Here is a 24,156-nt window from a genome sequence, read left to right on the forward strand (position 1 = left end):
AGTCATACTTTTAAGTTCGATGAATGCAGTATTGCATTTGTTTTGGCAATACAAATGCTGCACACTATTCTAAAATCAGTATAATAACTTAGCAAGCTAATTATAAGGAGATGAAATTGGAATCGCCATTAGGTTCTGATCTGGCAAGGTTGGTACGCGTCTGGCGTGCTCTGATTGACCATCGCCTGAAACCTCTGGAACTCACACAGACGCATTGGGTCACTCTGCACAACATTCATCAGCTGCCGCCCGAACAGTCGCAAATTCAACTGGCAAAAGCGATAGGGATTGAGCAACCGTCGCTGGTGCGCACGCTTGACCAGCTGGAAGAGAAGGGGTTGATCTCGCGGCAAACCTGCGCCAGCGATCGTCGCGCCAAGCGGATTAAACTCACCGAGAAAGCGGCACCTATAATCACGGAAATGGAAGCCGTGATTACGAAGACGCGCGGTGAAATCCTGTCTGGCGTTTCACCGGCGGAGCTGGAAATGCTCATCAGCCTCATTGGGCGCCTCGAGCAAAACATCCATGAGCTACAGTCGCGCGACTGACAAACAACAAGGCCTTGCAGCAGCAAGGCCTTTTTTTTACTTAAAGACGACCACGCGGTTACGGCCTGTCTCCTTCGCTTCATACATCGCTTTGTCGGCATTTTCCACGCACGTTTCTGCGGCTATCGCGGGAGACGTCGCCGTATACACCCCCATGCTGATGGTGATTGGCTCCGGTAGTTGACCGCCGCTGCTGGCGTTATCGAAGCTGCTCAGATTTAACCGTATGCGTTCCGCGACCTGGTACGCCGCGTCTGATGAGGTGTTGGCCAGCATCAGAACAAACTCCTCACCACCGATACGCGCCGCGATGTCCTGCGGACGTACTGAATCCATCAGCAGATTAGCGACAAACTGCAGGACCTTGTCGCCCTGAAGATGCCCGTAGGTGTCGTTGATACGCTTGAAGCGATCGAGATCGCTGACGATGACGGAAACCGGGCGGCTGGGTTTGGCGATATCCAGCGCCTGCTTTAATGATTCATAAAAATAGCTGCGGTTATACAGGCGGGTGAGCGGGTCGCGAATGGAGTTCTGGTAGGACTGCTGATACTTAACGTGTGAGTCGCGATACAGCCTGAAAACATCGTAGAGCAGAACAAAAATGATCATCAGCGTGGCGACAGTTTCAAATAAGCGGGCGCGATACCAGGAGATATCTTCTACATGTCCACCCACTAACAGCATTGAGAGCGTGACGATATAGCAGACGCACAGAAAATTACCGCCCACCCAGAATAAGTTACGTATGCGCGTAATAAACATCAGCGTGGCTAATGTGACCACCCAGAGTGCAATTAATGCAATATTAATGAAGTGGCTCCAGAGAACCATAAACTCACGGGTTTCATTATCAACAAGATCAATGGATAAAAAAGAAGAATGACTGGAATACATCCAGGCCAATCCTACTGCAAAGACGGTAAAGAGAAACTCGCCGCTCACAATAGCGATATGCGCCGGCCGTGAAAGGGGACAATTGCGCGTGGTATAAAGTATTGCCGAAACGATTATTAACACCGCCATTATAAGATGGCGGAACATATAGAAGATCATCGCATCGTTGTAGTTCACCGCGTTGAACTGATAGAGGTCCAGCCAGGCGGGAAAGCTGCACAGCGTTCCGACCATCAGCGATGCCGACCCGGCAAAGGCAAAAGCAAGCGATACCAGATACAACCTTTTTCGGTCACACCAGTATTTCATTGCCATAAAGCAGGCAATAAACAGATCAAACACCAGTAGAAATATGGTGAGCGTAGGGAACAAGTGAGACGAAAAGGTTGGAACCCATTCGGCAATTTTTGAAAACAAGGCGTGTAATATGCTGATAACAGCAATGCAACCCAGGCAGAACGAGATATAACGACCTTTTACAGAACGATGATTCGCAAACATATATGGCTTTAATGACTTTATAATGAATTAAGGTGAGGGTATTGCGAAGAGTTTAATCAATTAGCGCGCTAAATACTTTGCGCAGAAACAATATATGGCGAGGTTAATAATGGATAGGGTGAGTGTATTTTGTAAATATATTTGTGGGAGTGATAAATAATGTAAATGGATGTGGCCTGATGACCACATCCATTTTTAATTAACGTGGAGAAACGGTCACCTGACTTCCGTTGCTTGCCAGAACAACGCGCTGGCCTGCAGAGAAGCGGGTGCTGCCTTGTTTCTGGACAACCATGATCGTGCTGCCGTCGTCTTTACGAATTTCCAGCTCTACGCCCTGGGTTTTGTTCATCGCACCCTGAACGCCCTGGCCAGCTACACCACCCGCAACGGCGCCTGCGGCCGTCGCCAGAGAGCGGCCAGTGCCGCCGCCAACGGTATTACCCAGGAAACCACCCAGCACGGCACCGCCGATCGCGCCCATCACGTTGTTTTCATCACCACCCTGGATCTGTACAGGGCGTGCATTAACAACGGTACCGTAAGTCACGTTCTGAACCTGTTTCGCTTCAGAAGCGCTGTAAACGTCGCCAGAAAGTGAACTGTCATTCACACAGCCAGCCAGAGTTAAACCAATCAGCGAAACGCCCAGTACACGTAAAATCATTTGAATCTCCTGTTCACCAAAAACGCCCGATTGGGGGCATCCGTTATGGCTAAATTATATGGCATAAGCGGCCATAGTTCATATCTTTGCACTAACAATAAGAAAATTGTACTTGAATTTGACTTAACGAGACATAAACAGGATCCGCCCGCGTAACCCGTCTGACATTGTTAAAAAATATTATCGCCGGATGGCAAAGCTGCGCCGTTTATGGTTGAGTGGATATCCTTAGCCCACGCAACGTAAGGAAAGCGCATGAAATCGGGTCGCTACATTGGTGTGATGTCAGGCACCAGTCTGGATGGTGTAGATGTCGTTCTGGCCGCCATTGACGAAAACATGGTGGCGCAGCAGGCGAGCCTGACCTGGCCAATCCCCATTTCACTGAAAGAGGATATTCTGAGCATCTGTCAGGGGCAGCAGCTGACTCTCTCCCAGCTTGGACAACTTGATGTCCGCCTGGGGGCGCTGTTTGCGGATGCGGTGCAGGCTTTGATGCAAAAAGAACATCTTCGCCCGCAGGATGTGGTGGCCATCGGGTGTCACGGACAAACGGTCTGGCATGAACCCGGCGGAGATGCCCCACATACCCTGCAAATCGGTGATAACAACCAGATTGTAGCGAAGACGGGCGTGACGGTGGTTGGCGATTTCCGTCGGCGCGATATCGCCCTTGGCGGGCAGGGCGCGCCGCTGGTGCCCGCGTTCCATCAGGCGTTACTGGCGCACCCTTCAGAACGGCGCATGGTGCTCAACATTGGTGGGATTGCCAATCTGTCGATGCTCATCCCTGGGCAGCCCGTACGCGGCTACGATACCGGCCCGGGCAATATGTTAATGGACGCCTGGATCTGGCGTCAGTGCGGTCAACCGTATGATAAAAACGCGGAGTGGGCGAGCGGGGGGAAAGTGATTATCCCGCTGCTGCAGTCCATGCTGAGCGATCCGTATTTTGCTTTACCGGCACCGAAAAGTACCGGGCGTGAATACTTCAACTTTAGCTGGCTTGAGCGCCAGCTGGCGTCATTCCCGGCGCTTGCGCCGCAGGATGTCCAGGCGACGCTTGCCGAACTCACGGCCGTGTCGATCTCCGAACAGGTTCTGCTCAGCGGCGGCTGTGAGCGCCTGCTGGTGTGCGGTGGGGGAAGCCGTAACCCGCTGGTGATGGCGCGTCTTGCGGGGCTACTGCCGGGTACAGAAGTGACCACGACCGATGAGGCCGGCATCAGCGGGGATGATATGGAGGCGCTGGCTTTCGCCTGGCTCGCCTGGCGCACCATTGCCGGATTGCCTGGCAACTTGCCATCGGTAACCGGTGCACGTGAGGCGAGCGTCCTTGGGGCGATTTTCCCGGCAAATCCTCGTCATAATCAGAGTTAACTGAAATTCAGCGCGGCGCGTCGTCGTTAGAATGGAACGAAACAGGAGGGCAGCCATGCCCTCCAGGACCAGGAAAGTCTTCGGAATACGCCCATGAAAAAACTTCTTCTTATTGCCGCCCCTTTATTGCTGTCAGGATGCAGCGTCTATAACCAGCTCCTTGAGCGCATGCAGACCGATACGCTGGAGTATCGCTGCGACGAAAAACCGCTGACTGTGAAGCTCAACAATCCACGCCAGGAAGCCAGTTTTGTTTACGACAATAAATTGCTGACGCTGAAGCAGGGCATTTCAGCCTCAGGCGCCCGCTACACCGATGGTATCTACGTCTTCTGGTCGAAAGGCGACGGCGCCACGGTCTACAAACGCGACCGCATTGTGCTGAACAATTGTCAGCTCGAAAATCCGAAGCGTTGAGATTTTTACAGGGGCGGCGCACAATAGCGCCACCCACTCTCAATGTCAGCTAACGCCATGTCAGATAACGACGAACTGCAGCAAATTGCGCATCTGCGCCGTGAATACACTAAAGGCGGCCTGCGTCGCCAGGATCTTCCCGCTGAACCCCTCGTGCTTTTTGAACGCTGGCTGAAACAGGCCTGCGAAGCGAAACTCGCCGACCCAACCGCCATGGTTGTCGCGACGGTGGATGAAAACGGCCAACCGTATCAGCGCATCGTATTGCTCAAGCATTATGACGAGAAAGGGCTGGTGTTCTATACCAACCTCGGCAGCCGCAAGGCGCACCATTTAGAAAACAATCCGCGTATCAGCCTGCTGTTCCCCTGGCACATGCTGGAACGTCAGGTAATGGTCACCGGCAAGGCGGAACGCCTCTCAACTCTGGAAGTGGTAAAGTATTTCCACAGCCGCCCGCGTGACAGCCAGATTGGCGCCTGGGTATCAAAACAGTCGAGCCGCATTTCCGCCCGCGGCGTGCTGGAAAGTAAATTCCTGGAACTGAAGCAGAAGTTCCAGCAGGGTGAAATTCCTCTGCCAAGCTTCTGGGGCGGGTTCCGCATCCCGATTGAGCAGATGGAGTTCTGGCAGGGGGGCGAACATCGCCTGCATGACCGCTTTTTATACCAGCGCGAGAATGGCGGCTGGAAAATCGACAGACTGGCACCGTAATCCCCGAAATTTGTTGATTTAAGCGCTAGCGCACACCGCGCTTGCGCTTTATTCTATGGTCCTTTCGCATCAGGCGAAAAGTCGTGTACCGGCAAAGGTGCAGTCGTTTATACATGGAGAATTTGATGGCAAGCAGTAACTTGATTAAACAATTGCAAGAGCGGGGCCTCGTGGCCCAGGTGACGGACGAGGAAGCGTTAGCAGAGCGACTGGCGCAAGGCCCGATCGCGCTCTATTGCGGCTTCGATCCCACCGCTGACAGCTTGCATTTGGGGCATCTTGTTCCATTGTTATGCCTGAAACGCTTCCAGATGGCGGGCCATAAGCCTGTTGCGCTGGTGGGCGGCGCGACCGGCCTGATTGGTGACCCAAGCTTTAAAGCCGCTGAGCGTAAACTGAACACCGAAGATACCGTGCAGGAGTGGGTAGATAAGATCCGCAAACAGGTTGCACCGTTCCTCGACTTCAACTGTGGTGATAACTCTGCCATTGCCGCGAACAACTACGACTGGTTTGGCAGCATGAACGTGCTGACCTTCCTGCGCGACATCGGCAAGCACTTCTCTGTTAACCAGATGATTAACAAAGAGGCCGTGAAGCAGCGTCTGAACCGTGACGACCAGGGCATCTCCTTTACCGAATTCTCCTACAACCTGCTGCAGGGCTATGACTTTGCCTGCCTGAACAAGCTGCACGGTGTTTCCCTGCAGATTGGCGGTTCCGATCAGTGGGGTAACATCACCTCCGGTATCGACCTGACCCGTCGTCTGCACCAGAACCAGGTCTTCGGTCTGACCGTTCCGCTAATCACCAAAGCCGACGGCACCAAATTTGGTAAAACCGAAGGTGGCGCGGTATGGCTCGATCCGAAGAAAACCAGCCCGTACAAGTTCTACCAGTTCTGGATCAACACGGCAGATGCCGATGTTTACCGCTTCCTGAAGTTCTTCACCTTTATGGACATTGAAGAGATCAACGCGCTGGAAGAAGAAGACAAGAACAGCGGTAAAGCCCCGCGCGCCCAGTACGTGCTGGCGGACGAAGTCACCAAACTTGTTCACGGTGAAGAAGGTCTGGCCGCGGCAAAACGTATTACCGCAAGCCTGTTCAACGGTACCCTGAGCGATCTGAGCGAAGCGGACTTCGAACAGCTGGCGCAGGACGGCGTGCCGATGGTTGAGATGGAAAAAGGGGCTGATCTGATGCAGGCGCTGGTGGACTCTGAGCTCCAGCCTTCGCGCGGTCAGGCGCGTAAAACCATCGCGTCTAACGCTATCACCATCAACGGTGAGAAACAGGCCGACCCGGAATACACCTTCGTTGACGGCGACCGTCTGTATGGACGCTACACGCTGCTGCGTCGCGGTAAGAAAAACTACTGCCTTGTCTGCTGGAAATAAGTAACAGTCTCCAGGGGCGTGGGAAACCACGCCCCTTTTGTTTTTTCAGGGTTTGGTAAGCAAAAAATGAAGAACATCCTCGCCATTCAGTCCCACGTTGTTTTTGGACACGCTGGCAATAGCGCCGCGGAATTCCCGATGCGTCGCCTCGGCGTCAACGTCTGGCCCCTTAATACCGTGCAGTTCTCTAACCACACGCAGTACGGCAAATGGACCGGCTGCGTAATGCCGCCTTCGCACCTCACCGAGGTTGTGCAGGGGATTGCCGATATCGACCAGCTCAAACGCTGTGACGCCGTGCTGAGCGGCTACCTCGGGTCAGCGGAGCAGGGGGAGCATATCCTCGGCATCGTGCGACAGGTGAAAGCCGCAAACCCGTCGGCAAAATACTTCTGCGACCCCGTCATGGGCCATCCGGAGAAAGGCTGCATCGTGGCGCCGGGCGTTGCAGAGTTTCACGTCCGCCACGCGCTGCCCGCCAGCGATATCATTGCGCCAAACCTGGTCGAGCTCGAAATTCTCTGCGAGCGTCCGGTTAACAGCGTAGAAGAGGCGGTAAGCGCTTCTCGCGAACTGATAGCCCAGGGGCCTGAGGTGGTGCTGGTAAAACATCTCGCCCGCGCAGGGCTGAGTCAGGACCGTTTTGAGATGCTTCTGGTGACGAAAGATGACGCCTGGCATATTAGCCGTCCGCTGGTGGATTTCGGCCTGCGCCAGCCGGTTGGGGTTGGGGATGTCACCAGCGGTCTGCTGCTGGTGAAATTACTGCAGGGGGCGACAATACGCGACGCGCTGGAGCACGTTACTGCAGCGGTGTACGAGATCATGATTGCGACGAAAGAGATGCAGGAATATGAACTGCAGGTGGTTGCGGCACAGGATCGTATCGCGAAGCCGGAGCACTATTTCAGCGCAACCCGGTTATAACTGGCCAAAACGTGTAGGCCGGGTAAGCGTTAGCGCCACCCGGCAACACAGGCCGCTCGGTTAGTTCAACCCTTCCGCTTTCAGCGCCGCAGCCACCGCAGGACGCTCTGCCACGCGTTTCATATACGATGCAATGTGGTCTAACCCTTCCAGATTCAGCTTAACCGCTCGCGCCCAGCGCAGCACGGTAAACAGATACGCATCGGCAATCGTGAAGCGCGACCCGCCAATCCACTGTTCGTCTTTCAGCGATTCGTTAACGTACTGCAGCTTTTTCTCAAGGAGCGCACGCACGGTCGGCTTAAACTCTTCCGGTGTATCCGGACGGAAGAGGGGGGTAAAGCCTTTGTGCAGCTCGGTGGCAATGTAGTTCAGCCATTCCAGCGTTTTATAACGAGAGATAGTACTGACCGGCGCCAGCAGCTGGCGATCGGGCACGCTATCGGCCAGGAACTGCATAATCGCGACGCCTTCGGTCAGCAGAGTACCGTCATCCAGCAGGAGTGCCGGAACTTGTCCCTTGGGGTTAATGGCAAGAAAATCATCGCCATTTTCCAGACGCTTTTTCATCAGATCAACGCCGTCCAGCGTGAAATCTTTGCCGCTCTCGCGCAGGGTGATATGGGAAGCAAGAGAGCACGCGCCCGGTTTGTAGAACAGTTTCATCGGTAACTCCTTTTTGCTGAGGTTTCAGCTATGTTAGTGCGCGAAAGGATAAAAAAAAAGCCGCTAATATGCATTAGCGGCTCGTCGTTTCTCAATAATCTTACGCGGTAGCGGTTTTGGTCGCTTCAGCCGTCTTGTCGTCGTCCTGAGTCATACGATTCAGTTTCGGCGCGGTCAGCAGCATCAGAACTGCAATAACCGCAGTCGCGATACCAATCTGCATGAACACGGTACCGTAGACGTTCAGGGAGACCAGTGGGTCAGTGACGTTTTCCGGCACAGCCATCAGGTTCGCAATTTTACCCGCAATGATTGCCGCACCGGCAGTGGTCAGGAACCAGCTACCCATGATGAAGCCCATCAGACGCTGTGGCACCAGCTGTGCAACCATCGCCAGACCCAGACCGGAGATCATCAGTTCACCGATAGACTGCAGCGCGTAGCTCAGGATCAGCCAGTTAACGGAGACGATACCCGCGTCGGTGGCAAATTTGGTACCCAGCGGCAGCACCAGGAACGCGCCGGAGCACAGCACCATACCGATAGCAAACTTGTGCGGCATTGGCAGGCGGTCGCCCATCTTGTTATAGATCGCGGCCAGAATCGGGCTACCAATCATGATCCAGAACGGGTTCAGCGCCTGATACTGTTCCGGCTCGAACGCGATGCCAAGAATTGAGTGCTCAACGTTACGAATGGCGAAGAAGTTCAGTGAGGTTGGCATCTGGCTGTACAGCACGAAGAAGATAATCGCTTCCAGCATCAGAATGAACGCCACAATCATCTTGCGACGGGCAGCACCCTGCATGGCGAACGCTTCTTTCGCAAAGATAACCACGATACCAAGAGCAACCACGCCCAGAACGGCACGGGCGATACCCTGGTTGTGCAGCAGCCAGGTGGCAATTGCCGCGAGGACAACAACGCCCACGATGGTGGCCAGCAGTTTGCCCATATGCACAGGCTCGAAGTCAGGTTTTGAACCGTAGTCTTTAACCCAGCTGCGGCAGAACAGGAAGTTCACCACGGTGATCAGCATGCCCACGAAGCTCAGCGCAAACGCCACGCTCCAGCCGAACTTCGCCGCGAGCCATGGGGTTGCCAGCATCGAGAAGAACGAACCGATGTTGATGGACATGTAGTACATGGTAAATGCACCGTCCAGGCGCGGATCGTCTTTGTTATAGCAGGTAGAAAGCAGGGATGACGGGTTCGCTTTGAACAGACCGTTACCGACGGCAATCGTCGCCATACCCATATACACGACAGCGGCATCATGCCCTGACCATGCCACCAGACCATAGCCAATCGCCAGGACAATGGCGCCCAGCATGATGACACGTTTAGTCCCGAGGACTTTATCACCCAGCCAGCCGCCAATAGCGACCAGACCGTAGACCAGAGCACTGAAGGAAGAGAACAGCGTGATGGAATCGGCTTCGGACATACCCAGCTGTTTTACCAGGTAAACGGCCATGATCCCTTGCAGGCCGTAATAACCAAAACGCTCCCATAACTCGATAGAGAAGATGAGATAGAACGCTTTAGGCTGTTTAAAAGCGTTAAGACTCACGCTTTCATCTGTTGGTTTATTGTTTGCAGTAGACACATATACCTCTTTTTTTACATCCCATATTAACGGGGGTGTTCATAGCGTGATGGCCGTTGTCCATACGCCTTATAGTTATATTGGGAGGAGAAACGGCGGGTAATGTTCACTATCCTGCCCCATCTGGCAATACGTTTGTAATAATCTGTTACATATATCTGTAGTGGTATAATCGTCGGTTCATATAAATGTTATTCAGCGTTAAATTTCATACGATGAGTAAAGGTAGTTTTTTCGACTGGCACTAACCCACTCTGACCGGCTTTTGGCGATATGTTCTGCTATTAGCCGCTTAATGCAGTGATATGGGCCATATTCTGAAAAATAGCTGGTCTTATCTTCGGTGATGGAAGGAGAGTATCTTGTCAGACAAAGGGTTTAGGCGGATTTTGACAACAAAAATTCAACATGAAGTTATCAGGGTGATCGCGATCACAGATGTATAGAAATTTTTGGCTATGAAAAAACTATTAACCTGTTTGAGCGTTAAACAACCGAACAAGTGACAGGTCAGGTGGAATGAAAGACGGACAAATAACGGCCAAAAGAAGGGTGCCTGGTAACCCTTCTTTTAGTAAGGGATTGTGACGATCATGGATACACTTTTTCTTTGTATTCGCAGAGATCTTCAATAATGCAGGAGCCGCAGCGAGGCTTACGGGCAATACAGGTATAGCGGCCGTGCAGAATCAGCCAGTGATGGCAGTCAACCTTAAATTCGGCCGGAACCACCTTTAACAGCTTCTCTTCGACCTGCTCAACATTTTTCCCCGGCGCGAAGTTAGTCCGGTTAGAGACGCGGAAAATATGCGTATCCACGGCGATGGTCGGCCAGCCAAACGCGGTGTTGAGCACCACGTTTGCGGTCTTACGCCCAACGCCCGGTAAGGCTTCCAGTGCGGCGCGATCTTCCGGTACTTCGCCTCCGTGCTGTTCCAGCAGGATCCGGCAGGTCTTAATGACGTTCTCGGCTTTGCTGTTAAACAGGCCGATGGTTTTGATATAGGACTTCACGCCTTCCACGCCCAGTTCCAGCATGGCTTTTGGCGTATTGGCGACCGGATAGAGCAGGGCAGTGGCTTTATTGACGCTCACATCGGTCGCCTGCGCAGAGAGCAACACCGCGATCAGCAGTTCAAACGGGGAGGTAAAATTCAGCTCCGTCGTCGGGTGCGGGTTCTCGTCCCGCAGACGGGTCAGGATCGCAATGCGCTTTTCTTTATTCATGAAGCCTTCTCGGGTGTCCCTTCCAGAACGCTACGCTCAGCCGCGCGGCGCTTACGTTTCTCATCAATCAGGTATTTTATCGCCAGCATCATGCCAAGGCCAATAAACGCGCCAGGGGGCAGCATTGCCAGCAGGAATGGCGTATCGGTGTGGAACACTTCAACGCGCAGCGCCTTGGCCCAGCCGCCCAGCAGCGCATCTGCGCCGTCAAACAGCGTACCGTTACCGAGGATCTCGCGCAGCGAGCCCAGCACGAACATGGCGCAGGTGGCACCCATTCCAATGGAAAAACCATCCAGCGCCGACATGGCGGGGCTGTTTTTCACCGCGAACGCTTCCGCACGGCCAACGACGATACAGTTGGTGACGATAAGGGGAATAAAGATCCCGAGCGACTGGTACAGCCCGAACGCGTAGGCGTTAATCAGCATCTGGACGATACTGACCACCGACGCAATGATCATGACGTAAATCGGAATACGAATTTCCGACGGCGTCCAGCGGCGCAGGGCGGAGATGGAGAGGTTGGTCAGGGTCAGCACCAGCGTGGTTGCCAGACCCAGACCGAGCGCGTTGGTGGCGGTGGACGTTACCGCCAGCAGGGGACACATCCCCAGAAGCTGCACCAGAGCGGAGTTGTTCTTCCACAATCCCTGGACAATAACCTCTTTAACCTGGCTCATGATTACTCCTCACAGGCCGGAAGATTGTTGAGTTGCGCGGGCAGCGTTTCGGCATACAGCCCGGCTCGTTTTACGGCGTTCACCACGGCGCGCGGCGTGATGGTCGCGCCGGTGAACTGGTCGAACTCGCCGCCATCTTTCTTCACCGCAAACGCGGTATCCCCTTCGCCATGGATAACTTTACCGGCAAAGTGCAAAATCCAGTCGCTCAGCCGGGTTTCAATTTTATCGCCAAGACCCGGCGTTTCATGATGTTCCGTCACGCGAGTACCCAGAATAGTGCCAGAGAAATCGCTGCCGACAAGCAGCTGAATGGCGCCGGAATAGCCGTCGGGCGCCGTCGCTTCCATCACCGCGCCTACCGGTCTATCCCCTTTGCGGGCGATAAAGAGGCGGTGCGGGCCTTTCCCAAGCTGCGGCGCGTCTACCACAAAGCAGCTCTTTTGCAGGTCATTATCGTAGAAATCGGACGGGATCACCTGATCGAACAGCGCCTTTTGCTGCTTTGAAGCCTGCTCTTCGATGGTCGTTTTGGTTAACGAGTTAACCAGGGCCGTCAGCCCGGTCAGGACCGCGGCGAAGACAGCCAGCGTGACGCCGTGTTTTTGCATCGTTTTTAACATGGCGAAACCCTTAGCGATGGCCGTACACGCGCGGGCGCGTGTAATAGTCGATGAGCGGAACGGTAATGTTGGCAAGCAGGACGGCAAACGCGACGCCGTCCGGGTACCCGCCAAAGCTGCGGATGAGCCATACCAGCAGGCCCGCCAGCGCGCCGAAGATCAGGCGGCCGCGGTTAGTCGTTGACGCCGTCACCGGATCCGTCAGGATAAAGAAAGCACCTAGCATGGTCGCACCGGAGAGCAAATGCATCTGCGGGCTGGCGAGTGATTCAGGAGAGAAGACCCATCCCAGGGTCGCGCAAACCGTCAGCGTCACGAGGAAGCTGACCGGAATATGCCAGCGAATGGCTTTCTGCTGCAGCAGAAACAGGCCGCCCAGCAGATACGCCAGGTTGACCCACTGCCAGCCTGCGCCTGCAAGCATGCCGCTGTAAATCGCGGATTTCATAATCTGCTCAACGCTGTGCCCGGCATGCAGGGACGTTTTAAAGGTATCGAGAGGCGTCGCCTGGCTGATGCCGTCCACGCCCATGCGCAGCGCGTTCATATCAGCGCCGAGCGCCGTATGGCCGGTAAAGATAACGTGCAGGGCATCCATAAAGCCGGGAACCGTGGCCGCAATCTCGTGCGGTGGCAGCCAGCTGGTCATCTGTACCGGGAAGGAGATCAGCAGCACCACGTAGCCAATCATCGCCGGGTTAAACGGGTTATGGCCGAGCCCGCCATAGAGCTGTTTGGCAATGATCACGGCAAACACGGTGCCGAGCACCACCATCCACCACGGGGCAAACGGTGGAATACTAATGGCGAGCAGCAGGCCGGTCAGCAGCGCGGAGTTGTCAGCCAGAATGCGTGACACCGTCATCTTACGCAGCTTCAGGACGAGTGCTTCCGCCGCGACGGCGCTGGCGCAGCCCAGGATTATCTGGAACAGGGTTCCCCAGCCGAAAAACCAGCACTGAACGGCAATGCCCGGCAGCGCGGCCAGGCAGACCAGCATCATAATGCGCGATGTCTGGCGCTGATTGTGGGTGTAAGGGGAGCTTGCGATTCTGAAAACCATTTAATCCTCGTTTACGGCTTGCTGTGCGGCTTTCTTCGCCTGAACGCGCGCAATGGCGGCGGCGACGGCGGCCTTACGCGGGTCATCGTTGGCGGCCTGCGGCTGCTCTTCCTGCTGCGCAGCCTTACGGGCTTTGGCGCGGGCAATCGCTGCTTCGACGGCGGCTTTACGCGGGTCGACCGGTGGTGCTTCTGCTTCTGATACTGCCTCTGGCGCCTGCTGCGCAGCCTTACGGGCTTTGGCGCGAGCAATCGCCGCTTCGACGGCGGCTTTGCGTGGGTCGACCGCTTCTTGCTCGACGACTACCTGCTGTTCTCCAGCTTTGCGGGCTTTGGCGCGAGCAATCGCCGCTTCAACGGCCGCTTTACGCGGGTCGATCTCAGTATCTGCCTGAACCGTTTGCGCTTTTTCCGCCTGACGCGCGCGAGCCGCAGCCTTTCGCGCTTCGCGGGCGGCAATCGCTTCGCTGTTATCCGGTTTTTCCCCGGCCTGGATCACCACCGTCTGGGCGGCATCGGCTTTTTTCTCGCGAACGCGCGCCAGTGCGGCGTTGATCGCATCCTGATCTTTCCCGGCAGGCTGAACGGCGGCCTGCTTATGGCGTTCCTGACGCGCGACTTTTTCGCGCTCCAGTCGCGCCTGACGCGCTTCGAAGCGCGCCTTGGCTTCCGCAGCGCGTTTTTCTTCCATGGAGATGGCATAAATCTCGGCCTTCTCCTGGCGGAAATATTGCACCAGCGGAATGTTGCTCGGGCAGACCCAGGCGCAGGCGCCGCATTCAATGCAGTCGGCCAGGTTATGGGCTTTCGCCTTATCGTGCAGCTGGCCTTTGCTGTACCAGTACAGCTGCTGCGGGAGGAGATCCGCCGGGCAGGCATCGGCACAGGCGCTGCAGCGGATGCAACCTTTCTCTTCCTGCTCTTCCCCCATTTCGGTCGGGGAAGGCGCAAGCAGACAGTTCGTGATTTTGACCACTGGCACATCGAGCCACGGCAGGGTAAAGCCCATCAGCGGGCCGCCCATGATCACCATCTGGTCGCTGGCCGGGCAAAACTCAGCCTGTTCCAGCAGATGGCGCACCGGCGTACCCAGACGCGCCCAGACGTTGCCCGGACGAGAAATCGACTCGCCGGTCAGCGTCACCACGCGCTCGGTCAACGGCTCGCCGTCAATCACCGCGCGTTTCACCGCATAGGCGGTGCCGACGTTTTGCATCAGCACGCCGATATCCGAAGAGCGTCCGCCGTGCGGGACCTGCTTGCCGGTGAGAATTTGCGTCAGCTGTTTTGCGCCGCCAGAAGGGTACTTGGTCGGAATAACGCGCAGGCTAATATCGTGACTGCCCGCCAGCACGGCGCGCAGCATCGAGATGGCCTGCGGTTTATTGTCTTCGATACCAATCAGGACTTCCCGCGGCTTCAGAATGTGCGCCAGAATGCGGATGCCTTCCACCACCTGGGCAGCACAGTCCTGCATCAGGCGATCGTCGGCGGTGATATACGGCTCGCACTCGGCGGCGTTGATAATCAACGTCTGGATGTTATCGCCACCGCCGCGCAGCTTGACGCCGGTCGGGAAGCCCGCGCCGCCCAGCCCGGCGACGCCGAACTGATGAACTCGCTCGATAAGCGCTTCGCGGCTCTGGCTGCGGTAGTCGCTCCAGCCGTCACGATCGATCCAGCGGTCTTCGCCGTCGGCTTCAATGATCACGCTCAGCTCAGACAGCGCGGACGGATGCGCCACCGTATGAGGGGCAATCGCCACCACTTTACCGGAGGTAGGGGCGTGCACCGGCAGCATACGCCCACGGCCAAAGGTCAGCGGCTGACCGCGAAGAACCGTATCGCCTTCTTTCACGCACAGCTCGCCCTCAGCGCCAATATGCTGCTTGAGCGGCATAACGTAACGCGTCGCCAGCGGAATTTGACGCAGCGGCGTGCCGTTGGACTGGGTTTTCATTTCTGGCGGATGGATACCGCCGTCAAAGTCCCAAATCTTCTCTTTTCTGAAAGCAGAAAATAACTTAAGCATGTTGTTCCACAGGAATATTGCGAACCGGAATGGTTTGAAGATCCCACTTCCAGCTTTCGGTAGTCGTTTCAACCGGGCGCAGCTCAATACATTGCGTCGGGCAGGGGGCCACGCAGAGGTTACAGCCGGTGCACAGATCCGCCACGACGGTGTGCATGGCGCGGGTGGCGCCAACAATGGCGTCAACCGGGCAGGCCTGAATACATTTGGTACAGCCGATGCAGTTTGCCTCGTCGATCACGGCGAGGGCGCGAACCGGTTCCTGCACCTCCGCATCGCCATCAACGGGCTGTGGATCGACGTTAAGCAGGGCCGCAATTTTCAGCATCACCGCTTCGCCGCCAGGGGCGCAGCGGTTAATTTTTTCACCCTGAATGCCTACCGCTTCCGCGTAGGGACGGCAGCCCGGGTAGCCGCACTGCCCGCACTGGCTTTGCGGCAGGAGCTCATCAATTTTCTCAACAACAGGATCGTCCTCTACCGCGAAACGGCGGGAGGCATAACCCAGGATAAGGCCAAACACCAACCCCAGGACGCTGATAGAGGCGATGGCAATCCAGATAGCATTCATTACAACTTCACCAGACCACTAAAGCCCATAAAGGCCAGAGACATTAAACCTGCGGTCACCAGCGCAATCGCGTTACCGCGGAAGGGCGCGGGGATATCCGCTGCCGCCAGACGCTCGCGAATCGACGCGAACAGGACCATAACAAATGAGAAACCGACGGCGGCGGAAAAACCGTACAGCGCCGACTGCATAAAGTTATGGCCAAGGTTGATGTTCAGCAGCGCAACGCCGAGAACGGCGCAGTTGGTGGTGATCAGCGGCAGGAAGATACCCAGCAGGCGATAGAGGGCCGGGCTGGTTTTACGCACCACCATCTCGGTAAATTGCACCACAACCGCAATGACCAGAATAAAAGCCAGCGTACGAAGATAGATTAACCCGAGCGGGATGAGGATCCAGGTATCAATCAACCACGCGCAGATGGACGCCATCGTCATGACGAAGGTTGTCGCCAGCCCCATGCCCATCGCCGTTTCCAGCTTTTTGGACACGCCCATAAACGGGCACAGGCCAAGGAACTTCACCAGAACGAAGTTGTTAACCAGCACGGTGCCGACAAAGAGCAGTAAGTAATCGGTCATTATTTAGCCTGAAATAAAAAAGCCGCCTATTATCGGACAAACTCACGCAGGCGACAACAGGTTATCTGTAAGGTTATTACGGGTTCACGAAGGTGTTTTTTACCCGCGTCGAACGCTTAAAATAGGGGACCAGCAGCGCGGCGGCCAGTAACGGGAAAAGCAGCTGACGAACGGCCAGAGCATCTGATACGGGCGAAAAAGCAAACGCTTTAACCGCCAGCAGAACCGAAATCAGCAGCCAGATAATGTAGTGTTTAGGTACACTTTTGCGGCGCTTAAAGAAGGCAATGGTCAACCACAGGGTGTAGTACCACATACCAATCGCGAAAACGAACGACACAAACCACATCGCAATATTCAGCACGCTTTGCGACATCAGGGTCTGGATAGCGTGAGGAGTAATCAGCGCGGTGGTATACAGCAGCAGCGCAAGTGATGCGCTTAATAAGGCAACCAGCAGCCATGCCAGTGGGGCGATTAACCAGCCTCCAATGCGATCTCCAGGCGTTGCGGTCATGAACTCTCCCATAATCTGCGCGAAATGTTGTACAGCCAGTTTGCAGGGCGGAGAGTATATAACATTTCGCGCGGATGGCTACTTTCTTATAAAACGTAACGCCATACGGACTTAGGCACTTCACCCACGTTGAACAAACGACCTCCGGAAACCAGCTCCGCACGGCGATGGTCAGCGGCGCGATACATATTAATGATGTCCTGATTATCCGACAGGGTGTAGTTCAGATGGTCAAACAGTTTTTCCAGGCTCTCAAGCGAATTGATCTTGCGAAATTTTAATAAATAGTCCTGAACTGTCATATTAATAAGTTTCCATATAAAAGTGAGTAATACCAGTTAAGGTAATTCGTTCGAATAATAAACGGATTAATAAAGACGTAAACAGCCCACTCAGGTAACGCGACGAAATTAGGAGTTTTCTTTGCTGAAATTCAGGCATCAGACGATGCCTGGAAGAGAAGGTTAACCGTGTTCACCAGGGCTGGCAATAAGTAACTGACATATTATGTCACTCTTTATTGCAGTAACCGGTTACTTAGGTTGGGCGACTGTGACAGGCTCCGGCGGCTGGTAGTTATCGATATGGCTGGCAACGCCCAGCAAAATGACCGAAACCCCAAGGACAATCCATCCCGCTAATTCAATGATTCGATTAATAATTGACGTCATGATTCGTAGTTGTACTTTATCCATAAATACAGGTCGCAAATGTTACAGCGACGTTTCCCCGACGGCAAGCGCTTTGGGAACGGTTCCCTTAAATAAAATCAGTGGGTTAATACTATGTAACAAAAACAACCCCTACAACCTGCTATTTTAAGTCATATGGCACATTATTAATCTGTGGTAATGCCAGGCTAGCCAGTGTGAAATAAGAACGTCATAAAAGAGGACGGCACTATGAGTGATAATATCCGCGTTGGGCTTATCGGCTACGGGTATGCAAGCAAAACGTTTCATGCGCCTCTGATAGCCGGGACGCCGGGGATGACCCTGGCTGCGGTATCCAGCAGCGATGCCGCTAAAGTCCATGCCGACTGGCCTTCCGTGCCGGTTGTCTCTGAGCCAAAACACCTTTTCAACGATCCGAATATTGATTTAATCGTTATCCCCACCCCGAACGACACCCACTTTCCGCTGGCAAAGGCCGCGCTGGAGGCCGGTAAGCACGTGGTGGTCGATAAGCCCTTTACCGTCACCCTGTCTCAGGCTCGCGAACTGGATGCGCTGGCAAAGAGTCTGGGCAGGCTGCTGTCGGTGTTCCATAACCGCCGCTGGGACAGCGACTTTCTGACGGTAAAAAGGCTTCTCAGTGAAGGCACGCTAGGGGAGATCCTCTTTTTTGAATCGCACTTTGACCGCTTCCGTCCGCAGGTACGAAACCGCTGGCGAGAGCAGGCCGGTCCGGGCAGCGGCATCTGGTACGATTTAGCCCCGCATCTGCTGGATCAGGCCGTCAATCTTTTTGGTCTGCCGGTGAGCATGACGGTCGATCTGGCCCAGCTCAGGCCCGGCGCGCAGACAACCGATTACTTCCACGCGGTGCTCAGCTATCCGCAGCGCCGGATTGTGCTGCACGGCACTATGGTCGCGGCCGCGGAATCGGCCCGCTACATCATTCACGGCACGCGCGGGAGCTACGTGAAGTTTGGCCTCGATCCCCAGGAGGACCGGCTGAAAAGCGGTGAACGTTTACCGCAGGAAGACTGGGGCTATGATATGCGCGACGGCGTGGTAACGCGGGTGGAAGGTGAGGAACTCGTTGAGGAGACCTTGCTGACGATCCCGGGCAACTATCCGGCCTATTACGCGGGCATCCGCGATGCGCTGAACGGTACGGGGGAGAATCCGGTTCCGGCCAGCCAGGCGATTCAGATTATGGAGCTGATTGAGCTGGGCATCGAATCTGCCAAACATCGCGCCACGCTCTGTCTGGCATAAGACTTAAATGCTGTTGTAGGCCGGGTAAGGCGTAGCCGTCACCCGGCAAATGCTCAACCGTGAGCCACTTTATCTTTAAGCGCCTGCTTCTCTTCAGGCGTCAGGAAGGCGATCTCCAGCCCGTTGATCTGCGCCTGACGGATCTGCTCGCGGCTCAGACCCGCCTGCGGTGCGGCGATGTTGTATTCGTGGATGATATCCACGCCCTGTACTGCCGGGTCGTCGGTGTTCAGTGAGGCCAGCACGCCGTGCTCGAGGAACGTTTTCAGCGGATGATGCGCCAGCGTTGCGACGGTGCTGGTCTGAATGTTAGACGTCAGGCACGACTCAATCCCGATACGCTGCTCCGCCAGGAAATCCATCAGGGCGCGATCTTCTACGGCCTTCACGCCGTGACCGATACGCTCGGCGCCCAGCTCGCGGATGGCCTGCCAGATGCTTTCCGGGCCAGCCGCTTCACCCGCATGCACGGTAATGTGCCAGCCGGCATCGCGCGCGCGGTTGAAGTGGGAGAGGAACAGACTGCCCGGGAAGCCCAGCTCGTCACCGGCCAGATCGACGGCGGTAATGGCATCGCGATGGGCCAGCAGCGCTTCCAGCTCCTGCAGGCAGGCGGCTTCGCCGAACGTACGGCTCATAATGCCAATCAGACGGGCCTGAACGTCGAAGGTTTTACATCCTTCGCGCACGCCTTCAATCACGGCTTCCACCACGCCTGCAACGGGCAGGGCGTGGGTCATCGCCATATAGCCCGGCGAGAAGCGCAGCTCGACGTAATGCAGGCCGTTACGGGCCGCATCTTCAATGTTTTCAAACGCCACGCGGCGACAGGCATCAAGCGAGGCCAGCATCTTCACGCCCCAGTCGAGTTTGCTCAGGAAGCTGACCAGGTCCGGTTCATTTGAGGTTACCTGTACGTGAGGGATCATCGACTCAAGCGTCTGAGCAGGAAGCGTTAAATTGAACTGGCGGCCAAGATCGAGGATGGTTTGGGCACGAATGTTACCGTCAAGGTGACGATGAATATCAGTTAAAGGCAGGCGTGTATCAATCATGGTCGCACTCTTTTCTGGTTAAAGTGCGCCATATTATAAAAACAAAACGGGGTAAAAAGCTATTTGCGCAAGGGAATATTCCGTTGCGCAAACTGATTAGAGGAGGGTGTTAATCCCGGCAATCAGGCGTTGCACCCCTTGTTCAAGCTTGCTGCGCGGACACCCGGCGTTCAGGCGAACAAAGCCGTTTCCCTCTTTGCCGTAGGTATATCCCGGCATGATGGCGACTTTTTGCTGCTCGATCAGCACTTTTTGCAGCGCCCGATCGTCAATGTTCAGCGGGCGCAGGTCAATCCAGGCCAGGTAGGTCGCTTCGGGCGGCTGCCAGTTCAGCTTCGGAAACGCGCGGTTTACTTCCTGCGCGATAAAGGACAGATTTTCTTCGAGATAGTGTCGCAGGGCATCCAGCCAGGGCGCTCCCTGCTGATAGGCGGCGATATGCGCCGTCAGCGCCAGCACGGAAGGAGAAGAGAGGCCGTCCCGGCCTTTTAGCGCGCTGAGATAACCGTTACGGCTCGCTTCATCGCCGATCAGGCCGTAAGCGCCCGTCAGCGCCGGAATATTAAAGCTTTTCGAGCCGGAACTGAGAAGCGCCCATTTGCCGCGCGCCACCGCGCTCCACGGCGTGTGACGATGCTCTCCCCACACCATATCCATATGAATTTCATCGCTGATAACCGCCACGTTATAGCGTGCGCACAGTTCAGCCATCTGCGTCAGCTCGTCCCGCTTCCAGACCTTGCCGGTTGGGTTTTGCGGGCTGCAAAGAAGTAAAATTTTATTTTCCGGTTTCGCCAGGGCCGCTTCCAGCGCCGCCATATTTCCCTGCCAGCCTGCGGCGTGCTTTTCCATCTCCACGGGCACCACATGACGCGCATTCCCTTCAATAGCTTTGTAAAACGCGTCGTATGCCGGGGTGTGAACCACCACGCCGTCGCCGGGGTTTGACCAGAGACGAATCAGCTCTGACACCATGTAGATAACGGAAGGACCATAAACGACGGTTTCCGTATCAATCTGGCTGTTAAAGCGCTGCTGGAACCAGTGCGCGACGGCGGCGAGAAACTCATCGTTCTTCCAGCGGCTGTAGCCCAGCACGCCGTGATTGATGCGCTGATGCAGCGCGTCGGTAATGCAGGGCGCGGTGGCGAAATCCATATCCGAGATGGTGAAGGGCAGCAGGTCGGCCGCGCCAAAGCGGTCGGCGACGTAGTCCCACTGCGTACACCAGGTGCCGTGTCGATCCACGACGGTAGAAAAATCAAACATGACGTGAGTCCTTAAAGTAAAACCCCCTCATGAGAGGGGGCTGAGGCATCAGGCTTCAACTGTTCGCATCAGGGTTGCCAGCTCATCCTTCACCGACTGGACCTGCGGGCCGATAACCACCTGCAAATTGTGCTGATTTAACTGTACCACGCCGATGGCCCGGTTGGCTTTCAGGGCGTTGGTATCCACTTTTGACATATCCGCCACCGACAGACGCAGGCGGGTGATGCAGTTATCCAGCGAGGTAATGTTATCCGCGCCGCCCAGCGCCGCCAGAATGGCCGGTGTGTTGTAGCCGGATTTGCCCACGGTCCCGGCAACCGCCTGTTCAACGCTGCTCGCCGTATCGGTATCGCGGCCCGGCATTTTCAGGTTAAAGCGGGTGATGGCGAAGCGGAAGATGCCGTAGTACACCGCAAACCAGATAGCCGCCACGACCGGCACCAGGTACCACTTGGTGGACAGGCCGTGCAGGATCCCGAACACCACGAAGTCGATCACGTTGCCGTCGGTGTTGCCGATGGTCACGCCCAGCACCGCCATCACGGTAAAGCCCAGACCGGTCAGCACGGCGTGGATGAGGTACAGCACCGGTGCGACGAACAGGAACAGGAATTCGATTGGCTCGGTGGTACCGCCCACGACGCAGGCGATCACGCCGGAAATCAGCAGGCCTTTAATTTTATGACGGTTTTCCGGGCGCGCGCAGTGGTACATCGCCAGCGCGGCACCCGGCAGGCCGCCGAGGAAGGCCGGCATTTTACCCTGAGACAGGAAGCGGGTGGCGCTTTCGGAGAAGCCGTGGGTGGTCGGACAGCTCAGCTGCGCTTGGAAGATGGTCAGCGCGCCGCTCACGTCGTGACCGCACACCTCCATGGTACCGCCCGCTTCGGTGAAGCGAATCAGGGCCACCAGGATATGCTGCAGGCCAAACGGCAGCAGCAGACGCTCGCCGGTGCCGAAGATCATCGGACCAAAATCTCCCGCGCCGTTGATGATGCGGCCAATACCGTTGATGCCCATCGCAAAGACCGGCCAGATCAGCGGAATGATTAAACCGAACAGACCCATCACGACCAGGGTAACAATCGGCACAAAGCGAGTACCGCCGAAGAACGCCAGGGCATCCGGCAGGCGGATATTGTGGAAGCGCTCGTGCAGCATCCAGATAATCACACCCGCGATCACCGCCCCGAGGATCCCGGTATCAATAGACTGGATGCCGATCACGCTCTGAATGTTGTTGGCCTTCAGCACGGCAGCGTCGGTGGTCGGCAAAATGCCTTTCGCGGTCAGCCAGAAGTTAACCGCCAGGTTCATCACCGCGTAGCCCACAAATCCGGCAAACGCCGCGACGCCTTTGTTCTCGCGCGCCAGGCCCAGCGGGATAGCGATACAGAACATCACGGGCAGGAAGCTAAACGCAAAGGAGCCGACTTTACTCATCCAGATGAAGATCGCCTGCAGCACCGGGGTACCGAGGAACGGGATCAGCGTGATGACGTCTTTACTGCTCAGCGAGCTGCCGATCCCGAGCATGATCCCGCAGAACGAGAGGAGTGCCACGGGCAGCATAAAGGTTTTACCCAGTTGCTGGAAAAATTCCCACAGCGATATTTTTTGTGCTGCTTTCGCCGTCATAAAACGACTCCTTTATTGTTAAAATCAGTTTGCCTGCTTCAATGCTGCGAGAAGATAAAACGTTTTATCAAAATTTAGTGCGCGCTAAATCACATTCTCAGGCTTTGACTGGTAGTATAAAGATAACGTATTGATAAAACGTTTTACCGATCTCATTTCAGGGAGTCACGCCAACACATGGCTGTAGCGAAAAAAATCACCATCAACGATGTCGCGCTGGCGGCGGGCGTTTCCGTCAGCACCGTTTCTCTGGTGCTGAGCGGAAAAGGGCGCATCTCTCCTGCGACCGGTCAGCGGGTTAACGAGGCGGTTGAGCAGCTGGGTTTTGTGCGTAACCGTCAGGCGTCGGCGCTGCGCGGTGGGCAAAGCGGGGTGATTGGCCTGATTGTTCGCGACCTGACGTCACCTTTCTATGCGGAGCTGACCGCAGGGTTAACCGAAGCGCTTGAAGCGCAGGGGCGGATGGTCTTTCTTCTGCACGGCGGTCGCGAGGCCGATCAGCTTCTCTCCCGGCTCGATATGCTGCTGAACCAGGGTGTTGACGGGGTGATCGTCGCCGGCGCATCGGGCGTGGGCAGCGAACTGTGCGAGTGCGCTGCTGAAAAGGGCGTGCCGCTGGTGTTTGCTTCGCGCGCCAGCTATCTGGACGAGGCCGATACGCTGCGCCCGGATAACATGCAGGCTGCGCAAATGCTGACCGAGCATCTGATTCGTCGCGGGCATCAGCGCATTGCCTGGCTGGGCGGGAAAAGCTCGTCCCTGACGCGCGCCGAGCGGGTCGGCGGCTACTGCGCGACGCTGATTAAATACGGCCTGCCGTTCCACAGCGAATGGGTCGTAGAGTGTGAATCCAGCCAGAAGAAAGCGGCGGAAGCGATAGGCGCGCTGCTGCGCAGCAGCCCGACGATCAGCGCCGTGATTTGTTACAACGACGTGATTGCCATGGGCGCTTGGTTTGGCCTGATCCGCGCCGGGCGTCAGAGCGGCGAGGGCGGGGTGGAAACCTTCTTCGGCCACCAGGTGGCGCTCGGGGCGTTCGCCGACGTCGGTGAAAACGCGCTCGACGATCTGCCGATCGTCTGGGCTACCACCCCCGCGCGGGAGATGGGCTACACGCTGGCTGACAGGATCATGCAGCGCATCGACAATACGGACGTTCAGGCCGGACACCAGATTGTGGCGGCGCGGCTGGTGACGGTGAAATAATCTCCGCTGCGCAAGCC

At 55.8% G+C, this 24,156-nt stretch carries 25 protein-coding genes; 8 read left to right on the forward strand and 17 right to left on the reverse strand.

From position 1 onward, the window contains the following. Positions 1–110 precede the first annotated feature (110 nt). The gene (slyA, locus tag F0320_RS09095) at positions 111–551 is read left to right on the forward strand and encodes a transcriptional regulator SlyA (RefSeq protein ID WP_033145325.1); all 441 of its coding nucleotides are present in this window, start codon (positions 111–113) and stop codon (positions 549–551) included. A gap of 36 nt (positions 552–587) precedes the next feature. On the opposite strand, the gene F0320_RS09100 is transcribed toward slyA, so the two are convergent. After that, a complete protein-coding gene (locus tag F0320_RS09100; protein ID WP_126328354.1) occupies positions 588–1,949 on the reverse strand; it encodes a sensor domain-containing diguanylate cyclase in 1,362 nt (453 codons plus the stop codon). 199 nt (positions 1,950–2,148) lie between these two features. Further along, positions 2,149–2,616, reverse strand: a complete 468-nt coding sequence (gene slyB, locus F0320_RS09105) for an outer membrane lipoprotein SlyB (protein ID WP_008500578.1) — start codon at positions 2,614–2,616, stop codon at positions 2,149–2,151. Between the two features lie 255 nt (positions 2,617–2,871). Between slyB and anmK the strand changes: the two genes are divergently transcribed. From anmK to pdxY, 5 genes are all read left to right on the forward strand, one after another. Beyond that, a complete protein-coding gene (gene anmK, locus F0320_RS09110; RefSeq protein WP_149323854.1) occupies positions 2,872–3,996 on the forward strand; it encodes an anhydro-N-acetylmuramic acid kinase in 1,125 nt (374 codons plus the stop codon). A 93-nt stretch (positions 3,997–4,089) separates the two neighbouring features. Next, positions 4,090–4,413, forward strand: a complete 324-nt coding sequence (mliC, locus tag F0320_RS09115) for a C-type lysozyme inhibitor (RefSeq protein ID WP_126328356.1) — start codon at positions 4,090–4,092, stop codon at positions 4,411–4,413. Positions 4,414–4,470: 57 nt separating this feature from the next. Further along, positions 4,471–5,127 (forward strand): pyridoxamine 5'-phosphate oxidase, encoded by a 657-nt coding sequence (gene pdxH / locus F0320_RS09120; RefSeq protein ID WP_024909355.1) that lies wholly within the window; start codon positions 4,471–4,473, stop codon positions 5,125–5,127. 125 nt (positions 5,128–5,252) lie between these two features. Continuing rightward, the gene (gene tyrS, locus F0320_RS09125) at positions 5,253–6,527 is read left to right on the forward strand and encodes a tyrosine--tRNA ligase (protein ID WP_047648003.1); all 1,275 of its coding nucleotides are present in this window, start codon (positions 5,253–5,255) and stop codon (positions 6,525–6,527) included. A 66-nt stretch (positions 6,528–6,593) separates the two neighbouring features. Continuing rightward, complete coding sequence (gene pdxY, locus F0320_RS09130; RefSeq protein ID WP_126328357.1) at positions 6,594–7,454, forward strand: pyridoxal kinase PdxY; 861 nt, start codon at positions 6,594–6,596, stop codon at positions 7,452–7,454. Between the two features lie 60 nt (positions 7,455–7,514). Here the strand turns inward: pdxY and gstA are convergent, their stop codons facing one another. From gstA to blr, 12 genes are all read right to left on the reverse strand, one after another. After that, positions 7,515–8,120 (reverse strand): glutathione transferase GstA, encoded by a 606-nt coding sequence (gstA, locus tag F0320_RS09135; protein ID WP_126328358.1) that lies wholly within the window; start codon positions 8,118–8,120, stop codon positions 7,515–7,517. 100 nt (positions 8,121–8,220) lie between these two features. Then, complete coding sequence (dtpA, locus tag F0320_RS09140) at positions 8,221–9,729, reverse strand: dipeptide/tripeptide permease DtpA (protein WP_033145330.1); 1,509 nt, start codon at positions 9,727–9,729, stop codon at positions 8,221–8,223. 591 nt (positions 9,730–10,320) lie between these two features. Beyond that, positions 10,321–10,956 (reverse strand): endonuclease III, encoded by a 636-nt coding sequence (gene nth, locus F0320_RS09145; protein WP_008500570.1) that lies wholly within the window; start codon positions 10,954–10,956, stop codon positions 10,321–10,323. Further along, a complete protein-coding gene (locus tag F0320_RS09150; protein WP_023617347.1) occupies positions 10,953–11,639 on the reverse strand; it encodes an electron transport complex subunit E in 687 nt (228 codons plus the stop codon). Before F0320_RS09150 ends, nth begins: the two co-directional genes overlap by 4 nt. A gap of 2 nt (positions 11,640–11,641) precedes the next feature. After that, complete coding sequence (gene rsxG, locus F0320_RS09155) at positions 11,642–12,262, reverse strand: electron transport complex subunit RsxG (RefSeq protein ID WP_126328359.1); 621 nt, start codon at positions 12,260–12,262, stop codon at positions 11,642–11,644. A 10-nt stretch (positions 12,263–12,272) separates the two neighbouring features. Beyond that, positions 12,273–13,325: an electron transport complex subunit RsxD gene (gene rsxD / locus F0320_RS09160; RefSeq protein WP_126328360.1), complete on the reverse strand. Its 1,053-nt coding sequence runs from the start codon at positions 13,323–13,325 to the stop codon at positions 12,273–12,275. After that, positions 13,326–15,356: an electron transport complex subunit RsxC gene (rsxC, locus tag F0320_RS09165; RefSeq protein ID WP_149323853.1), complete on the reverse strand. Its 2,031-nt coding sequence runs from the start codon at positions 15,354–15,356 to the stop codon at positions 13,326–13,328. It lies immediately after the preceding gene. Beyond that, entirely contained in the window at positions 15,349–15,927 is a 579-nt protein-coding gene (gene rsxB, locus F0320_RS09170; protein ID WP_028012918.1) for an electron transport complex subunit RsxB, read from the reverse strand. Before rsxB ends, rsxC begins: the two co-directional genes overlap by 8 nt. Continuing rightward, on the reverse strand, positions 15,927–16,508 hold the full coding sequence (rsxA, locus tag F0320_RS09175; RefSeq protein WP_014883581.1) for an electron transport complex subunit RsxA: 582 nt from the start codon (positions 16,506–16,508) through the stop codon (positions 15,927–15,929). The genes rsxB and rsxA overlap by 1 nt, the downstream gene beginning before the upstream one ends. A 76-nt stretch (positions 16,509–16,584) precedes the next feature. Then, complete coding sequence (locus tag F0320_RS09180; protein ID WP_029740310.1) at positions 16,585–17,025, reverse strand: DUF2569 domain-containing protein; 441 nt, start codon at positions 17,023–17,025, stop codon at positions 16,585–16,587. A gap of 86 nt (positions 17,026–17,111) precedes the next feature. Continuing rightward, positions 17,112–17,327 carry a transcription modulator YdgT gene (gene ydgT, locus F0320_RS09185; RefSeq protein WP_013096896.1) on the reverse strand — a complete coding sequence of 72 codons (216 nt, stop codon included), beginning with the start codon at positions 17,325–17,327 and terminating at the stop codon, positions 17,112–17,114. A gap of 231 nt (positions 17,328–17,558) precedes the next feature. Beyond that, entirely contained in the window at positions 17,559–17,684 is a 126-nt protein-coding gene (blr, locus tag F0320_RS09190; protein WP_168112406.1) for a division septum protein Blr, read from the reverse strand. 243 nt (positions 17,685–17,927) lie between these two features. Between blr and F0320_RS09195 the strand changes: the two genes are divergently transcribed. Further along, on the forward strand, positions 17,928–18,968 hold the full coding sequence (locus F0320_RS09195) for an oxidoreductase (RefSeq protein ID WP_032657704.1): 1,041 nt from the start codon (positions 17,928–17,930) through the stop codon (positions 18,966–18,968). A gap of 53 nt (positions 18,969–19,021) precedes the next feature. Here F0320_RS09195 and add read toward each other — a convergent pair whose 3' ends face one another. The 3 genes from add to malX all read right to left on the reverse strand — a co-directional run bounded on the left by add (position 19,022) and on the right by malX (position 22,933). Then, positions 19,022–20,023: an adenosine deaminase gene (gene add / locus F0320_RS09200; RefSeq protein WP_126328362.1), complete on the reverse strand. Its 1,002-nt coding sequence runs from the start codon at positions 20,021–20,023 to the stop codon at positions 19,022–19,024. Positions 20,024–20,119: 96 nt separating this feature from the next. Further along, a complete protein-coding gene (locus F0320_RS09205; RefSeq protein WP_126328363.1) occupies positions 20,120–21,292 on the reverse strand; it encodes a MalY/PatB family protein in 1,173 nt (390 codons plus the stop codon). A gap of 48 nt (positions 21,293–21,340) precedes the next feature. Next, entirely contained in the window at positions 21,341–22,933 is a 1,593-nt protein-coding gene (malX, locus tag F0320_RS09210; RefSeq protein WP_126328364.1) for a maltose/glucose-specific PTS transporter subunit IIBC, read from the reverse strand. 177 nt (positions 22,934–23,110) lie between these two features. On the opposite strand from malX, the gene F0320_RS09215 reads away from it, so the two are divergent. Next, positions 23,111–24,139 carry a Mal regulon transcriptional regulator MalI gene (locus tag F0320_RS09215; protein WP_126328365.1) on the forward strand — a complete coding sequence of 343 codons (1,029 nt, stop codon included), beginning with the start codon at positions 23,111–23,113 and terminating at the stop codon, positions 24,137–24,139. Positions 24,140–24,156 lie beyond the last annotated feature (17 nt).

Source organism: Enterobacter dykesii, assembly GCF_008364625.2.
Taxonomy (GTDB): domain Bacteria; phylum Pseudomonadota; class Gammaproteobacteria; order Enterobacterales; family Enterobacteriaceae; genus Enterobacter; species Enterobacter dykesii.

Excerpts from the sequence above, each read along its gene's own strand:
- rsxD (WP_126328360.1), bottom strand. The coding sequence starts at position 13,325 with ATGGTTTTCAGAATCGCAAGCTCCCCTTACACCCACAATCAGCGCCAG.
- slyA (WP_033145325.1), top strand. The coding sequence starts at position 111 with ATGAAATTGGAATCGCCATTAGGTTCTGATCTGGCAAGGTTGGTACGC.
- malX (WP_126328364.1), bottom strand. The coding sequence starts at position 22,933 with ATGACGGCGAAAGCAGCACAAAAAATATCGCTGTGGGAATTTTTCCAG.
- rsxB (WP_028012918.1), bottom strand. The coding sequence starts at position 15,927 with ATGAATGCTATCTGGATTGCCATCGCCTCTATCAGCGTCCTGGGGTTG.
- rsxA (WP_014883581.1), bottom strand. The coding sequence starts at position 16,508 with ATGACCGATTACTTACTGCTCTTTGTCGGCACCGTGCTGGTTAACAAC.
- F0320_RS09215 (WP_126328365.1), top strand. The coding sequence starts at position 23,111 with ATGGCTGTAGCGAAAAAAATCACCATCAACGATGTCGCGCTGGCGGCG.
- mliC (WP_126328356.1), top strand. The coding sequence starts at position 4,090 with ATGAAAAAACTTCTTCTTATTGCCGCCCCTTTATTGCTGTCAGGATGC.
- rsxC (WP_149323853.1), bottom strand. The coding sequence starts at position 15,356 with ATGCTTAAGTTATTTTCTGCTTTCAGAAAAGAGAAGATTTGGGACTTT.
- ydgT (WP_013096896.1), bottom strand. The coding sequence starts at position 17,327 with ATGACAGTTCAGGACTATTTATTAAAATTTCGCAAGATCAATTCGCTT.
- F0320_RS09205 (WP_126328363.1), bottom strand. The coding sequence starts at position 21,292 with ATGTTTGATTTTTCTACCGTCGTGGATCGACACGGCACCTGGTGTACG.
- F0320_RS09180 (WP_029740310.1), bottom strand. The coding sequence starts at position 17,025 with ATGACCGCAACGCCTGGAGATCGCATTGGAGGCTGGTTAATCGCCCCA.
- pdxY (WP_126328357.1), top strand. The coding sequence starts at position 6,594 with ATGAAGAACATCCTCGCCATTCAGTCCCACGTTGTTTTTGGACACGCT.
- gstA (WP_126328358.1), bottom strand. The coding sequence starts at position 8,120 with ATGAAACTGTTCTACAAACCGGGCGCGTGCTCTCTTGCTTCCCATATC.
- anmK (WP_149323854.1), top strand. The coding sequence starts at position 2,872 with ATGAAATCGGGTCGCTACATTGGTGTGATGTCAGGCACCAGTCTGGAT.
- nth (WP_008500570.1), bottom strand. The coding sequence starts at position 10,956 with ATGAATAAAGAAAAGCGCATTGCGATCCTGACCCGTCTGCGGGACGAG.
- F0320_RS09195 (WP_032657704.1), top strand. The coding sequence starts at position 17,928 with ATGAGTGATAATATCCGCGTTGGGCTTATCGGCTACGGGTATGCAAGC.
- rsxG (WP_126328359.1), bottom strand. The coding sequence starts at position 12,262 with ATGTTAAAAACGATGCAAAAACACGGCGTCACGCTGGCTGTCTTCGCC.
- pdxH (WP_024909355.1), top strand. The coding sequence starts at position 4,471 with ATGTCAGATAACGACGAACTGCAGCAAATTGCGCATCTGCGCCGTGAA.
- tyrS (WP_047648003.1), top strand. The coding sequence starts at position 5,253 with ATGGCAAGCAGTAACTTGATTAAACAATTGCAAGAGCGGGGCCTCGTG.
- F0320_RS09100 (WP_126328354.1), bottom strand. The coding sequence starts at position 1,949 with ATGTTTGCGAATCATCGTTCTGTAAAAGGTCGTTATATCTCGTTCTGC.
- F0320_RS09150 (WP_023617347.1), bottom strand. The coding sequence starts at position 11,639 with ATGAGCCAGGTTAAAGAGGTTATTGTCCAGGGATTGTGGAAGAACAAC.
- add (WP_126328362.1), bottom strand. The coding sequence starts at position 20,023 with ATGATTGATACACGCCTGCCTTTAACTGATATTCATCGTCACCTTGAC.
- slyB (WP_008500578.1), bottom strand. The coding sequence starts at position 2,616 with ATGATTTTACGTGTACTGGGCGTTTCGCTGATTGGTTTAACTCTGGCT.